This is a genomic window from Pradoshia sp. Z3_51 (assembly GCF_058215915.1).
The window spans coordinates 23,854-37,903 of the sequence record NZ_JBZAJC010000017.1 but is presented as its reverse complement, the minus strand read 5'-3'; the positions used below and the strand labels follow the sequence as shown (position 1 = coordinate 37,903).

Here is a 14,050-nt window from a genome sequence, read left to right as displayed (position 1 = left end):
TTCATTCTCGTTGAAAAAGCGTTACATTTCGTTGAGGATTAACTTGTAAGTTTCCATAGTCTGTGGAGTTACATTTTTAAACTCTCTGTCTTCATAAAAATCTTGGATAACAAACTTTAGTAACATAGAAAATACCACCTCACATGATTTTGTGAAGTGGTCGTTGAGTATCGTAACAGGTTTTGCTACGACCATAACATTTTAGGGTATGAGAAAGTTGATTCAAACCTTGCTACGACTATAAGTATGATCCCGATTGGGTTCGAACCAGCGACCCCCACCCTGTCAATTTACTAGTCTAAATTTCTAAATTTAATCAAAGTAAGATAGTTTCTATTTTTCCATATAGACCGCAAACAATAAGGGATTATTCATTCAAGCATTCTTCGGATTGCTTTTTTATTTTCTTTTTCATTATTATTGCAGGAAATATAGTTCTTGCTTGTCGAATTAATTATTTGGGAGATAGTTGAGTGTTTTAGCGGGAAGAGATTTTAAGAGATTGATGTTCCGTGTGAATATCAGAAGTAAAATTGATTCCTCCCATCACTTGGAAAGAATATACTGCTGCAAGTCCAGTGAATATGTTATGCCTAATTAATTCGGAATATTTAGATTTTGGAAAAGGGGGATACAGTAATGAACGTACCTTTAATACTTACGCAATTTTTAGACAGGGCCGTAAGCTTGTATGGGGACAAGCAGGCAATCATATGTGAAGACAGGGTATTTACATATCAAGAACTAAATGAAAGAGTTAATCGGTTATCTCACGGTTTAAAGAATTTGGGGGTTCAAAAAGGGGATCGTATTGCCTATTTAGCGCCAAACTCTGTAGAAATGCTGGAGGGCTTTTATGGGATTTTCCAATTGGGCGGTGTGATGGTACCACTAAATAGTCGATTAAAGCCAGATGATTATCAATTTATTTTAAACCACAGTGAATCGAAAATTTTATTCGTTGATCAAGACCTTTACCATTTGATTTTGCCAATTAAAGATAAGCTAAAAACGATTGAAAAAATTATAGTTCATTATAAAGATTCAGAGACAGAAGAGTTAGGATATGATGTTTGGTTGGAGGAGCAAAGTAACGAGGCATTTGAGAGATTTCCGTTAGAAGAAGATGATGTATCCAGCCTTCTTTATACAAGTGGAACAACTGGGAATCCAAAGGGAGTCATGCTGTCTCATCGAAATAATTATATTCATGCTTTAAGTACTATGCATCATCTTCGCATAACGGATGAAGATGTGTTACTTCATGTCTTACCGATGTTCCATGTAAATGGTTGGGGTTCTCCGTTTTATTATACGGCTAACGGTGCTACTCAGGTCTGCTCTCGAAAAACGACACCTGAGATGATTTTTTCTGCCCTGGAAAAACATAAAGTAAACGTTATGCATATGGCTCCAACCGTGTTAAATGCACTCCTGCAATATTACGACCAGAATAGCTCAAACATTGAACAAGCAGTTCGAGTTGTCATTGCCGGTTCGGCACCACCGCCAGCCTTTGTTAGACGAGTGGAAAAAGAGCTGGGCTGGGATTTCATACAAGTATATGGAATGACTGAATCTTCTCCTTTAAGCTTGATTTCAGTTGTTCGCTCAGAATTAAAGGAGTTACCTACTGAGGAACAATACAGAATTAAATCGAAGGCTGGGATATCGATGGTTGGCTGTGATGTGAAAGTTGTGACTGAGCATTGCGAAGAAGTCGAGCATAACGGTAAAGAGATTGGGGAAGTCATTACAAGAAGTAATGGAGTCATGTTAGGATACTGGAAGAATGAAGAGGCAACGATGGAGGCGATTAAAAACGGATGGCTTCATACGGGAGATATGGCTACTGTAGATGAATATGGACATATTGATATTGTCGATAGGAAGAAAGACGTTATCATAAGCGGCGGAGAAAATATTTCTTCCATCGAGGTTGAGGGAGTGTTATATGACCACCCGAATGTATTAGAAGCAGCGGTGATTGCTGTTCCTCATGAAAAGTGGGGAGAAACTCCGCATGCCTTTATTGTTCAAAGAGAGGGACGAAACGTGACTGAAGAGGAATTAATAGCATTTACAAGAGAGAGGTTAGCTCATTTTAAAGCAATAACAGGAGCAACCTTTGTAAGCGAACTACCAAAGACAGCTTCCGGGAAAATACAAAAGGTAGTCCTTCGTAATGATTACTGGGAGGCAGCCGGAAAAGGCGGGAAATTCGTCAATTAATAGGGTAGCCACTGAAGATTATTATGATAGGATAACTAATGGATTACATTAGCAAAAAAGTATAATCAATATATTAAAAAAGGCTGGGACATAAGTATTTCAGTTAACGATAAATCCGAACTATTAGGTTACATTTTAAATTGGATATTTGCCGGCTAGTTTGGATTTTATTTGTTTTCAAAAGATAGGTTCATGCTGCATACCATTATTCACATCTAGTGGAATGGAGCGGAAGCCCTCGACTCCTGCGGGAAGTAGAGGAAAGGCTGAGACCTGAGCAAGGCGCAGCCGAGGAGGCTAAAGCCTTCCTCCCCGCGGAAAGCGAGTGGATGCAGCGCAATGGAACGGACTATCTGGTTTTACTTTGAATCTAATTAATGGTGCTGCATGTTTCTATTTCATTAATAGTTATCAAATTCATTTTAACCATCCAGTTCAAACCTAAATATTTGAATAAATTAAATAATTTGACAATTTTGTGAAGTTTAAGTTAGAATCTAAATCATAATAAATGAACATGGAGAGGGGTGAAGAAAACGGAATTAAAGGATCGCATTCTGGATACATCTGTTAAGCTGTTTGAAAAGCATGGCTTTCATGGTGTTTCAGTAAATGATATTGTTCAGGCCAGTGATACTTCAAAGGGTGGTTTTTATCACCATTTTCAATCAAAGGATGAATTGCTTTTCTCTATACACGACACATTTATCTCCTATGTCTTGCGTAAAGCCAAAGAGGCTATCCACCATTATCAAACTCCACCAGAGAAACTTCAGCAGATTATTTACTCGTTTACGAAAGTATTTGATCTCTACCAATCTCACATATCAGTCTTTTATCAGGAAAGTAAATATTTAAAACCGGAACTGGATTCAACTATTAAACTGAAGCGGGATGAGTTCAGGCTATTAATATACGAAGTCATTAAAGAAGGTCAGGATTCCGGAGATTTTCGAAAAGAGATTCCTTTTGAAATCAGTGGTCTTGCCATATTGGGAATTGTGAACTGGACCTCAAAATGGTATCAACGAAACGGGCCAATGCCGATGGATCAGATTTCTGTGTATTTTACTGACTTTATTATGCATGCTCTATTAACCGAAGAGGCAAAAAGGAAATACGGACATTTTTTTACCACATAATTAAAGCGCTTACATATCTATAACAGACCAACCAGTCGGTCTTTCACAAAAGAGTAGGAGGATGAAAATGAACTTTGAATTGAGCACGGAGCAAAAGATGGTCCGCAATATGGCAAGAGAATTTGCGGAAAAGGAAATTAAGCCAATAGCGATTGAATTAGACCGGGAGTCAAGATTCCCTGAAGAAGTATTTAAGAAAATGGGTGAATTAGGTCTGCTCGGAATTCCCTTTCCAGAAGAATACGGAGGCTCTGGTGGAGATACGATCTCTTATGCGCTTGCAGTAGAGGAAATTGGAAGAGCCTGCGGAGGTACGGGCTTGAGCTATGCAGCTGCCGTATCACTTGGATCGAGTCCGATTTATTATTTTGGAACAGAGGAGCAAAAGCAACAGTACTTAACTCCATTGGCAAGTGGTAAGGCCTTAGCATCATTTGGATTAACGGAGCCTAATGCCGGATCAGATGCCGGAGGGACGAGAACAAGGGCAGTTCTAGAAGGTGATGAGTACGTAATTACAGGAGAAAAATGCTGGATTACAAATGCCGGATTTGCAGAAACGATTACGGTCACTGCGATATCTGGTAAGACCAATACCGGAAAAAATATTATTTCCGCCTTTCTTGTACCAACTAATACGCCAGGGCTAAAGATTACTAGCAATTACGACAAAATGGGTGTTCGAGCTTCGAATACATCAGAAATAATCCTCGACCATGTTCGGGTACCTAAGGAGAATGTCCTTGGAGATCTCGAGGGAGGATTTAAACAATTTTTATATACACTGGACGGCGGCCGGATTTCAATCGCGGCTTTGGCGGTCGGGATTGCTCAGGCAGCATTTGATAAAGCGCTTGCCTACAGTAAGGAACGAATCCAGTTTGGACAGTCCATCTCTAAGTTTCAGGCTATTCAATTTAAGCTGGCAGACATGGCAATGGAAATTGAGCTGGCGAGAAATATGGTATTAAAGGCTGCCTGGCTTAAAGATCAAAAAAAGAATTTCACAAAAGAATCTGCCTATGCCAAGCTATTTGCTTCTGAAATGGGATTCCGTACATGCAATCAGGCGATTCAAATTCATGGTGGATATGGATATATGCGTGAATACGAAGTGGAGCGTTACTTACGTGATATGAAGTTATTGGAGATTGGCGAGGGTACATCAGAAATTCAGCGACTTGTAATATCCCGCCAACTAGGTTGCTAGCCTTATATTTTTTTAAGTGATAAGGAGGAACGAGATGGCGGATTTGGTTCAGAAAACAGTGGGTGCTCTTTTGGATGAAATAGCTCAAGAGCATGCGGAGCGAGAAGCAGTTGTTTATGCAGATCGAGGTCTTCGGTATACGTATAAACAGTTTAATGAAGTTTGCAAGGAGGCAGCCCGAGCGTTTATGTCGCTTGGAATGGAAAAGGGAGATCATCTTGCCATATGGGCGACTAATACTCCTGAATGGCTGATTACCCAATATGCGACAGGGAAGATGGGGGCGGTGCTCGTTACGGTAAATACGAGTTACAGAGCCAAAGAGCTAGAATACCTTTTGCAGCAGTCTGATTCAAAAACACTTATTTTAATGGAAAATGTGAAGGATCATTCCTATATTGAAACACTTTATGAAGTCATACCGGAATTAAGAGATGCACCTCCTGGAGAGCTGGTATCAGAGAAGCTGCCTTATTTAAAAAATGTTATCGTGCTCGGTGAGAATCGATATCCTGGTACGTACAACTGGGATGATGTGATAAAAATGGCCTCCCACACATCAGAGCAGGAATTGGCTGAAAGGCTGGATTCCTTACACGACAGCGATGTCATCAATATGCAGTATACGTCTGGGACAACTGGTTTTCCAAAGGGAGTCATGCTGACTCACCGCAATATCGTCAATAACGCGATCAATATTTCTGAGGGAATGAAGCTGACAAATGAAGATCGTATGTGTATTCCAGTTCCTTTTTTCCATTGTTTTGGGTGTGTATTAGGAACATTAACAGCCGTTTCTGTTGGTGCAGCCATGATTCCATTGCAGGAGTTTAATCCGCGCAGTGTTTTACAGGTTGTTGAAGAAGAAAAATGTACCGCTCTTCACGGTGTTCCGACGATGTTCATTGCTGAAATGAATCTGGAGGACTTTGAAGAATACGATTTATCCACTCTGCGTACAGGTATAATGGCTGGTTCCACCTGCCCTATTGAAGTCATGAAGGGTGTAGTGGAAAAGATGGGGGCCAATGAAATAACGATTGTATTTGGACAGACCGAATCTTCACCTGGTATCACTCAAACGAGGACGGACGATCCGCTTGAATTGCGAGTCAGCTCCATTGGCAGATCGATGCCTAATATTGAGGTGAAAATCGTCGAGCCTGGCACTGAGAATGAAGTGCCTCGGGGGCAGCATGGCGAGTTAATCACACGCGGTTACCATGTCATGGAGGGTTATTACAAAAATCCAGAAGCAACTGCAGCTGCGATTTCCAAAGATGGCTGGCTTCATACCGGTGATTTGGCTGTCATGGATGAAAATGGGTATTGCGCTATTACTGGCAGGCTTAAGGACATGATTATCCGTGGTGGCGAAAATATTTATCCAAGAGAAATAGAAGAGTTTTTGTACCAGCATCCTTCTGTACTTGATGTCCAGGTCATTGGTGTACCAGATGCCAAATATGGTGAAGAAGTAATGGCATGGATCATTCCTAAAGAAGGCACATCCATAACAGCCGAGGATATCCGTACTTACTGCCACGGGAAGATTTCAAGGCATAAAATTCCGCGCTATATCGAATTTATAGACGAATATCCGATGACAGCTTCCGGAAAAATTCAAAAATATAAGCTTCGGGAACAATCCATGCAGATTTTGGGAACGTGAGGAGGAGCAGCATTGTTTAAGAAAATATTAATTGCCAATCGAGGGGAAATCGCTTCAAGAATAATCCGTACCTGTAAACGCCTTAATATCGAAACGGTTGCGGTTTATTCTGAGGCAGATCAAGAGGCACCATTTGTTAAGGAAGCAGATTTTGCTTTTCTTTTGGGTGGTCCAAGAGTAAATGAAAGCTATGTTAATACCGCGAAAATATTAGAGATTGCGAAAGAGCATGATGTGGAAGCTATCCATCCGGGTTACGGATTTTTAAGTGAAAACAGTGAGTTTGCGAGGGAATGCATAAGAGAAAATATTGTTTTCATTGGTCCCTCTCCGGATGTCATTGAACTAATGGGACAAAAGACAAAGGCAAGGGAGGCCATGGAGAAGTCAGGTGTACCGGTTGTGCCTGGAATATCATACCCGCTTGCTGATGCGGAGGAGGCAGTCAGGGTAGCTAAGAAACTCGGATATCCTGTAATGCTGAAAGCCTCTGCTGGCGGAGGCGGGATTGGCATGCAGTCAGTCTCAAATGAAATCGAGCTCATAAAAGCATATGAAGGCAATCAAAACCGAGCCCAAAGTTTTTTTGGCAATGGGGATATGTTCCTTGAGAAAGTCATTGTGAACCCGAGACATATTGAAATTCAAGTGCTGGCTGACAAGCAAGGCAATGCTGTATACCTTTGGGAACGTGAATGTTCCATTCAGCGCCGTAATCAAAAAGTGGTAGAAGAAGCACCATCTCCATTTGTTGATGAGAGTTTACGGAAAAGAATGGGCGAAACAGCATTAAAGGCCGTACGCGATTTAGGCTACTATAATGCCGGTACCTTTGAATTTTTAATGGATGAACAAAAGAATTTCTATTTCCTTGAAATGAACACGCGCCTGCAGGTTGAACATCCGGTAACAGAGGAGATTACGGGAATTGATATGGTTGAGGAGCAAATTAGGATTGCCTATGGGGAGAATTTACGTTTTACCCAAGATGATATTCGGTTAGAGGGTCATGCTATTGAAGTGAGAGTCTATGCGGAGGATCCCGTTACGTTCTTACCATCACCCGGGCAAATAACCCATCTGAAATTACCGAATGGTCCAGGTGTACGAAATGAGGTTGCTATCAGTGGTAACTCTAAGGTAACACCATTTTATGATCCGATGATTGCAAAACTAATTGTGTCGGCATCAAGCAGGGAAGAAGCTATAAGCTGTATGACAAAGGCACTTCAAAGCTATGAAATTCAGGGAATTAAAACAAATCTACCCATGCTTTTAACGGTCATCCAGCATGAAGCATTTAAGGCGGGAGACACAACAACTGGGTTTATTGAAGCAAATCTTAAAAAAATGAAAAACAGATAGGAGAGGTAATAATGGCTGAAGAAATCAAAGCAAGTATGGCAGGAAATGTATGGAAAATACAAGTAAAAGAGGGAGATACCGTTGAAAACGGTCAGGACATGGTCATTTTGGAATCTATGAAAATGGAAATTCCTATAGCCGCTGAAGGAGACGGACTCGTCACAGAGGTTGTCGTAAACGAAGGGGATTTTGTAAATGAGGGCGATGTTTTAATCCGTATTGACTAGAAGGGAGAGAACTTTTTTGGAGATACCTGAATTTGTACAAATAAAAGAAGTTGGCCCCCGGGACGGTTTGCAGAACGAGATGAATATAGCTCCGACTGAACAAAAAATAGAATGGATTGACCTGTTGAGCGAAACGGGTCTTTCTTATATTGAAATTACATCTTTTGTTGCTCCTAAATGGATTCCGCAGCTAGCTGATGCGCTGGAGGTATCAAGGAAAATCAAGCGCAAGGATACGGTCACTTATGCGGCTCTAGTGCCAAATCGAAAGGGATTGGAAAATGCGCTGTTAGCAAATATCGATGAAGTCTCTATTTTCATGTCAGCGAGTGAAGCACATAATCAAAAAAATATAAATAAATCCATTGCAGACACCTTTCCAATTCTTCAGGAGGTTGCAGAGGATGCATCAAAGGAAGGAAAAACAACACGAGCTTATGTATCGACAGTGTTTGGCTGTCCGTACGAGGGCGAAGTTCAGATTGATGCTGTCTTACATATATGCGATAAGCTGTTCGCGATGGGGGTAGATGAAATCTCTCTTGGCGATACAATTGGTATTGCCCATCCAAAACAGGTTGATTTTTTACTGGATGAAGTAACAAAACGGTTTAATAAGGATCGTATTGCGTTACACTTTCACGACACACGCGGCATGGCGCTGGCAAATATATTAGTAGCTTTAAAGAAAGGATATACAATTTTTGATTCCTCACTAGGCGGTTTAGGCGGCTGTCCATATGCAACCGGAGCCTCAGGAAATGTAGCCACTGATGACTTAGTTTATATGCTTGAGAGGATGGGGATTCGTACGGGTATTGATGGAAGAATGTTAGCTGAAGCTGCAGATTATATTCAAAAACAGATGGGTATCCCTTTGTCGAGCAAACAAATGGCTATCCAGGAGAAAAAGGAAGGGAGAAGGGTCAACTGATGATCAACCGATCCATACGAGAAGACGGGATAGCGGTGATTGTATTAGATCATCCTCATAAATCCAACGCTTTATCTATTGAGTTGTTAAAAGAATTGCAACAAACACTGCGTCTATATAAAGAAAATTCATCTATTCATTGCATAATCATTACTGGCAGTGGTGACAAAGCCTTTTGTGCTGGTGCTGATCTAAAAGAACGGTTAAATATGACTCCAGCACAGGTAGGAGAAGCGGTCAGATTAATCAAGGAAACCATTTCCATGATTGACCAAATGCCGCAGCCGACGATTGCTTCCATTAATGGGGCAGCATTTGGCGGAGGGCTTGAGCTTGCATTGGCTTGTGATATAAGAGTGGCCAGCCATCATGCCAGGATGGGGCTCACAGAAACCTCTCTGGGAATTATTCCAGGCGCAGGCGGAACACAGAGACTGCCGAGATTAATTGGAATCAGCAAAGCAAAGGAGCTTATTTTCACCGCTCGCAGGATAGATGCCATTGAGGCACTGCAAATTGGCCTGGTTAATCAAATCGCCAAGCCGGATGAACTGGAGACTATGAGTCTGTCAATCGCAAAGAAAATTGCAGCCAATGCACCTATCGCAGTAAGGGAAGCTAAAAAAGCGATAGAAAGAGGTATGGAAACAGACTTAGCACATGGTTTCCAAATTGAAGAAATGAGCTATCAGGTTACCATTCCAACGAAGGATCGTATGGAGGGGCTCATGGCATTCAAGGAAAAACGTAAGCCTGTATATACCGGTGAATAAACTCCCAATAGAAAGGTAGATGACCATGAATACAATTCAAAACGACCTTATAGAACGAATAGAAAAAATTAAAGGAGGCGGAGAAGAGAAGTATCATCAAAAAAATAAAGAAGCAGGCAAATTGTTCGTCCGAGAGCGTTTGGAGTTATTGTTTGATGAAGGCGTTTTAGCTGAGGATGGATTGTTTGCGAATCATTCTGCGGAAGGTTTACCGGCTGACGGGGTGGTAACGGGATTAGGAAAAATAAACGGCCAAACGGTTGCTGTTATGGCCAATGATTCAACCATTAAAGCAGGATCCTGGGGAGCACGTACGGTTGAAAAAATCATTCGTATTCAGGAGACTGCTGATAAGCTGCAAATCCCTATGCTCTATTTAGTGGACTCAGCCGGTGCGAGAATAACGGATCAGGTAGAGATGTTCCCTGGTCGTCGAGGGGCAGGCAGAATTTTTTATAACCAGGTAAAACTGTCCGGAAAAATCCCGCAGATTTGTTTATTATTTGGCCCATCTGCAGCAGGCGGTGCCTATATTCCAGCATTTTGCGATATCGTTGTGATGGTGGAAGGGAATGCCTCTATGTATCTTGGTTCTCCTAGAATGGCAGAGATGGTGATTGGTGAGAAGGTCACATTGGAACAAATGGGCGGAGCGAAAATGCATTGTTCCGTATCAGGTTGCGGAGATGTTCTTGTAAGCAGTGAACAAGAGGCAATCGAATATGCACGGAAATATCTATCCTACTTCCCAGCCAATTTTGCCGAAAAAACAAAAAGCACCGAAGAAAAGCTACCTCAAGTATCAGAGAAAACAATCGCAGATCTTATCCCTCAGAATCAAAATGCACCTTTTAATATGTATGATCTCATTAATCAATTAATAGACGAGGATTCCTTTTGTGAAATTAAGAAAATGTTTGCACCTGAATTAATTACTGGCCTTGCCCGAATGGGTGGAAAACCAGTTGGAATTATTGCCAATCAGCCGCGTGTAAAGGGTGGAGTCCTTTTTCATGATTCTGCTGATAAAGCAGCCAAATTCATTAATCTATGTGATGCCTTCAATATTCCCTTGCTCTTTTTGGCCGATATACCAGGCTTTATGATTGGCACTAAAGTAGAGCAGGCAGGAATTATCAGGCATGGTGCAAAAATGATTGCTGCCATGAGTGAAGCAACCGTTCCAAAAATCTCTGTTATTGTTCGGAAAGCGTATGGAGCTGGCCTTTATGCGATGGCCGGTCCAGCCTTTGAACCAGATTGCTGTCTTGCCTTGCCGACTGCCTCGATTGCAGTTATGGGTCCAGAAGCGGCAGTAAATGCTGTGTATGCCAATAAAATTGCCGCGCTGCCGGAAGAAGAACGCCAAGGCTTCATTATGGAAAAAAGAGAAGAGTACAAGGAAGATATTAATATTTATCGCCTCGCCTCAGAAATGATCATAGATGATATTGTTGAACCTAATGATTTAAGAAGTCAATTAATCACTAGATTTAGCTTATATCAAAGTAAATATCAGGTCTTTTCATGCCGAAAACATCCGGTTTACCCGGTTTGAGGAAACGGAGGGTTCTTTCATGAGCCAAGTAGCCTGGATACCCGATCATCGTACGATTTCTAACCTGCGTCTTCATAAATGGATACAAGAACTGAGCATTAAAGACTATGACCAATTTTATGCTAAATCGATTGAAAAACCCGATTGGTATTGGGGAGAGGTCGAAAAAGAATTGGGGTTCAGTTGGAAAACACCATATAAAAAAGTAATGGATCTATCAAATGGGATTGAATTCCCGGATTGGTATGTCGGTGGAACCTGTAATATTGTGGATTCTTGTATAGAGAAATGGATATATTCTGATCATCATGCAATCGAATATGAAAATGAATTAGGACAAACAAAGAAAATCTCCTTTCCGCAATTATATGAGTGGGTGAGCCGAGTGGCAGGAGGGTTATTGGAACAGGGGATTGTACGTGGAGATAGAATAACCATCTATATGCCAATGATTCCGGAGACCATTGTAGCCATTCTGGCTGCTGCAAAAATTGGAGCAGTTGTCTCGCCTGTATTCTCCGGTTTTGCAGAGGATGCCCTAAAGACACGGGTAAACGCAGCAGGTTCCAAAATGATTATAACGGCAGAGTCCTATACTCGACGTGGTAAAAAGGTCGATATGTTAAAGACAGTTACAAATGTTTTAGATGAAATGGATACTTTGGAGAAGGTAGTTGTAGTGGGAGAGACTGGGATGTGTGGTTCATTTGTATCTTGGAATCAAATTGAAGCAACAGATCCGGTGGACACCTCTGCTGAAATGAAGAGTGATGACCCATTCATGCTCATTTATACATCAGGGACAACAGGTAAACCAAAAGGAACAGTCCACACTCATACCGGTTTCCCGATAAAGTCAGCGATTGATGCAAGAATCTCAATGGACGTGGTCAAGGGTGATAAGCTTCTCTGGATAACAGATATGGGCTGGATGATGGGACCATTCCAGTTGTTTGCCAGTTTAATGAACGGAGCTACGATCATGCTTTACGATGGGGTGCCTGACTACCCAACAGCTAATCAGATATGGAAGTTAGTTGAAAAGTGGAAAGTTACGCAATTAGGAATATCACCTACATTAATTCGTTCTCTTATGGCAAGAGCTGATGATTCAATCGGTTCTCACGATCTTTCATCTCTTAAAGTGTTTGGATCAACGGGTGAGCCTTGGAATCCGGATCCGTGGAATTGGTTGTTTGAGAGGGTTGGGAAAAAGAAAATCCCGATTATCAATTATTCAGGAGGCACCGAAATATCCGGCGGCATTTTAGGAAATGTTTTATTGAAGCCTATTGCTCCAGTTACATTTAATTCGCCGATGCCAGGTATGGATATTACGGTTTTAAATTCATCCGGTGAATCTGTCACAAACGAAGTGGGTGAGTTATGTATTCGCGCTCCTTGGGTTGGCATGACTAAAAGCTTCTGGAATGAGAAGGAAAGATACTTAGATACATACTGGAGCACCTATAAGAATACCTGGGTTCATGGGGATTGGGTGAGTACAGACGGCGTTTTTTGGGAGATTAAAGGGCGGTCTGATGATACATTGAATATAGCGGGAAAAAGAGTAGGTCCGACTGAATATGAATCCATTCTTATTAAGCATGAAGACGTGATTGAAGCGGCTGCTATCGGTATTCCGGATGAGCTTAAAGGGGAATCCTGTGTATGCTTTGCCGTTTTACAAACGAATGTAGAGGGGAATGCAGAGCTAGAAATTGAGCTTATGAAGCTTTTGGGCAATCAGCTTGGAAAAGCACTCAAGCCTTCAGCTATTTATTTCGTTAGCGACCTGCCAAAAACGAGAAACCAGAAAATTATGCGCCGAGTCATCAAATCTACCTTCCTTAACCAAGATGCAGGTGATTTATCCTCCTTAGTCAATCCGGAGATAGTACATGAAATCAATCAGATAAAAATAAAATGATAACCCTGGTGGAAGCAAGTGTGCGAATCACTTGCTGGTAAACAGCTATCTAATAGTTAAGTGTTGGCATGGATATCATCCATGCTTTTTTAATTAGTTTTATAGTTACTATAATTGGATTGTTGTATTCTTGAAAATTTAACTTGATTAAAATAATTTAATAGAATGTATCGGAACAAAAGAAAAAGCAAGGCATACATCATTGCCTCGCTTTACTGTCCTGTTAACGAATACGCTGTTTCCGAATCCATTGAGTAGCAATCCATTTTTCACCCTTGGTAACCGGGGCACCGCCATGTAAGGTCTTTTCGTTCAGAGATTCGTCTTGGTAGAAATATTCAAAGTAAACCGCCATTCCTTTTTGTGGAGCGACTGATAAATCTAGGTGAGGGAAATACGTTTCTCCGCCTTCTTCCACATCGTTTAGGTATAAGACAATTGTACTGATTCGGTTGTTTTGAGCTGCTTGACTTGTTGAAGCAAAATAATCAAAATGTGCTTTGTATTCTTGATCAGGAGTATAGCGAAGGATATGGAGATTTTCGCTATGTTCAGACGGAATGTCAGTTATTTCAGCTAGTCGTTTTTCAATGCGTAAAACGGTTTCATTTTGGGCATCTTCAATGAAAGCACCTGTACTCGTACGCATACCGTTTACTTCACGGGTTGCTCCAACGGTTGAACGTTTCATATCTTGCTTCGCTAACTCTATCAATGTATCGCATTCCTCGTCGCTTAACACGTTTCCCAATACCACAACAAGTGGTTCACCGTGACGAGCTAAGATAGGAATTCGTCTGTTCTCTGTCTCAATGAAATGACCTGTGTGGGGGAAAATAGGCGTTTCTTTTTGTGGATGAATGGTCGTTGTCATATATTGCTTCCTCTCCCATCTTTTCTCTGTTCCATTTGTTATTTTATCATGTATTTTAATAAATCCGATTAGAATTCTCATAATTATTTTTGGAAGAGTAAATTTCAAAATAATAATATATGAGTTTGAATGG

Annotated in this window: 11 protein-coding genes; 10 read left to right on the top strand and 1 reads right to left on the bottom strand. The window is 41.2% G+C overall.

The genetic code is table 11. The annotated features are described in order from the left end of the window. Positions 1 to 639 precede the first annotated feature (639 nt). The 10 genes from AC4BHA_RS18405 to AC4BHA_RS18360 all read left to right on the top strand — a co-directional run bounded on the left by AC4BHA_RS18405 (position 640) and on the right by AC4BHA_RS18360 (position 13,043). The gene (locus AC4BHA_RS18405) at positions 640 to 2,232 is read left to right on the top strand and encodes a long-chain-fatty-acid--CoA ligase (protein WP_490559034.1); all 1,593 of its coding nucleotides are present in this window, start codon (positions 640 to 642) and stop codon (positions 2,230 to 2,232) included. 527 nt (positions 2,233 to 2,759) lie between these two features. After that, on the top strand, positions 2,760 to 3,374 hold the full coding sequence (locus AC4BHA_RS18400; protein WP_066104057.1) for a TetR/AcrR family transcriptional regulator: 615 nt from the start codon (positions 2,760 to 2,762) through the stop codon (positions 3,372 to 3,374). A 67-nt stretch (positions 3,375 to 3,441) separates the two neighbouring features. Next, the gene (locus AC4BHA_RS18395) at positions 3,442 to 4,584 is read left to right on the top strand and encodes an acyl-CoA dehydrogenase family protein (protein WP_139891594.1); all 1,143 of its coding nucleotides are present in this window, start codon (positions 3,442 to 3,444) and stop codon (positions 4,582 to 4,584) included. Positions 4,585 to 4,627: 43 nt separating this feature from the next. Next, complete coding sequence (locus AC4BHA_RS18390; RefSeq protein WP_490559040.1) at positions 4,628 to 6,256, top strand: AMP-binding protein; 1,629 nt, start codon at positions 4,628 to 4,630, stop codon at positions 6,254 to 6,256. A 12-nt stretch (positions 6,257 to 6,268) separates the two neighbouring features. Further along, positions 6,269 to 7,621 (top strand): acetyl-CoA carboxylase biotin carboxylase subunit, encoded by a 1,353-nt coding sequence (locus AC4BHA_RS18385; RefSeq protein WP_139891593.1) that lies wholly within the window; start codon positions 6,269 to 6,271, stop codon positions 7,619 to 7,621. 11 nt (positions 7,622 to 7,632) lie between these two features. Further along, on the top strand, positions 7,633 to 7,848 hold the full coding sequence (locus AC4BHA_RS18380) for an acetyl-CoA carboxylase biotin carboxyl carrier protein subunit (protein ID WP_066104050.1): 216 nt from the start codon (positions 7,633 to 7,635) through the stop codon (positions 7,846 to 7,848). A 16-nt stretch (positions 7,849 to 7,864) separates the two neighbouring features. Further along, positions 7,865 to 8,782, top strand: a complete 918-nt coding sequence (locus AC4BHA_RS18375; protein WP_139891592.1) for a hydroxymethylglutaryl-CoA lyase — start codon at positions 7,865 to 7,867, stop codon at positions 8,780 to 8,782. Continuing rightward, on the top strand, positions 8,782 to 9,555 hold the full coding sequence (locus AC4BHA_RS18370) for an enoyl-CoA hydratase (RefSeq protein WP_139891591.1): 774 nt from the start codon (positions 8,782 to 8,784) through the stop codon (positions 9,553 to 9,555). The genes AC4BHA_RS18375 and AC4BHA_RS18370 overlap by 1 nt, the downstream gene beginning before the upstream one ends. 25 nt (positions 9,556 to 9,580) lie before the next feature. Beyond that, positions 9,581 to 11,113: an acyl-CoA carboxylase subunit beta gene (locus tag AC4BHA_RS18365; protein ID WP_490559033.1), complete on the top strand. Its 1,533-nt coding sequence runs from the start codon at positions 9,581 to 9,583 to the stop codon at positions 11,111 to 11,113. Between the two features lie 19 nt (positions 11,114 to 11,132). Next, a complete protein-coding gene (locus tag AC4BHA_RS18360) occupies positions 11,133 to 13,043 on the top strand; it encodes an AMP-binding protein (RefSeq protein ID WP_490559032.1) in 1,911 nt (636 codons plus the stop codon). A 223-nt stretch (positions 13,044 to 13,266) separates the two neighbouring features. On the opposite strand, the gene AC4BHA_RS18355 is transcribed toward AC4BHA_RS18360, so the two are convergent. After that, on the bottom strand, positions 13,267 to 13,917 hold the full coding sequence (locus AC4BHA_RS18355) for a 2OG-Fe(II) oxygenase (RefSeq protein WP_490559031.1): 651 nt from the start codon (positions 13,915 to 13,917) through the stop codon (positions 13,267 to 13,269). Positions 13,918 to 14,050 lie beyond the last annotated feature (133 nt).

Bases quoted from the DNA above. Each gene is read 5' to 3' on its own strand.
- AC4BHA_RS18405 (WP_490559034.1), top strand. From the start codon at position 640: ATGAACGTACCTTTAATACTTACGCAATTTTTAGACAGGGCCGTAAGC.
- AC4BHA_RS18395 (WP_139891594.1), top strand. From the start codon at position 3,442: ATGAACTTTGAATTGAGCACGGAGCAAAAGATGGTCCGCAATATGGCA.
- AC4BHA_RS18380 (WP_066104050.1), top strand. From the start codon at position 7,633: ATGGCTGAAGAAATCAAAGCAAGTATGGCAGGAAATGTATGGAAAATA.
- AC4BHA_RS18370 (WP_139891591.1), top strand. From the start codon at position 8,782: ATGATCAACCGATCCATACGAGAAGACGGGATAGCGGTGATTGTATTA.
- AC4BHA_RS18365 (WP_490559033.1), top strand. From the start codon at position 9,581: ATGAATACAATTCAAAACGACCTTATAGAACGAATAGAAAAAATTAAA.
- AC4BHA_RS18360 (WP_490559032.1), top strand. From the start codon at position 11,133: ATGAGCCAAGTAGCCTGGATACCCGATCATCGTACGATTTCTAACCTG.
- AC4BHA_RS18355 (WP_490559031.1), bottom strand. From the start codon at position 13,917: ATGACAACGACCATTCATCCACAAAAAGAAACGCCTATTTTCCCCCAC.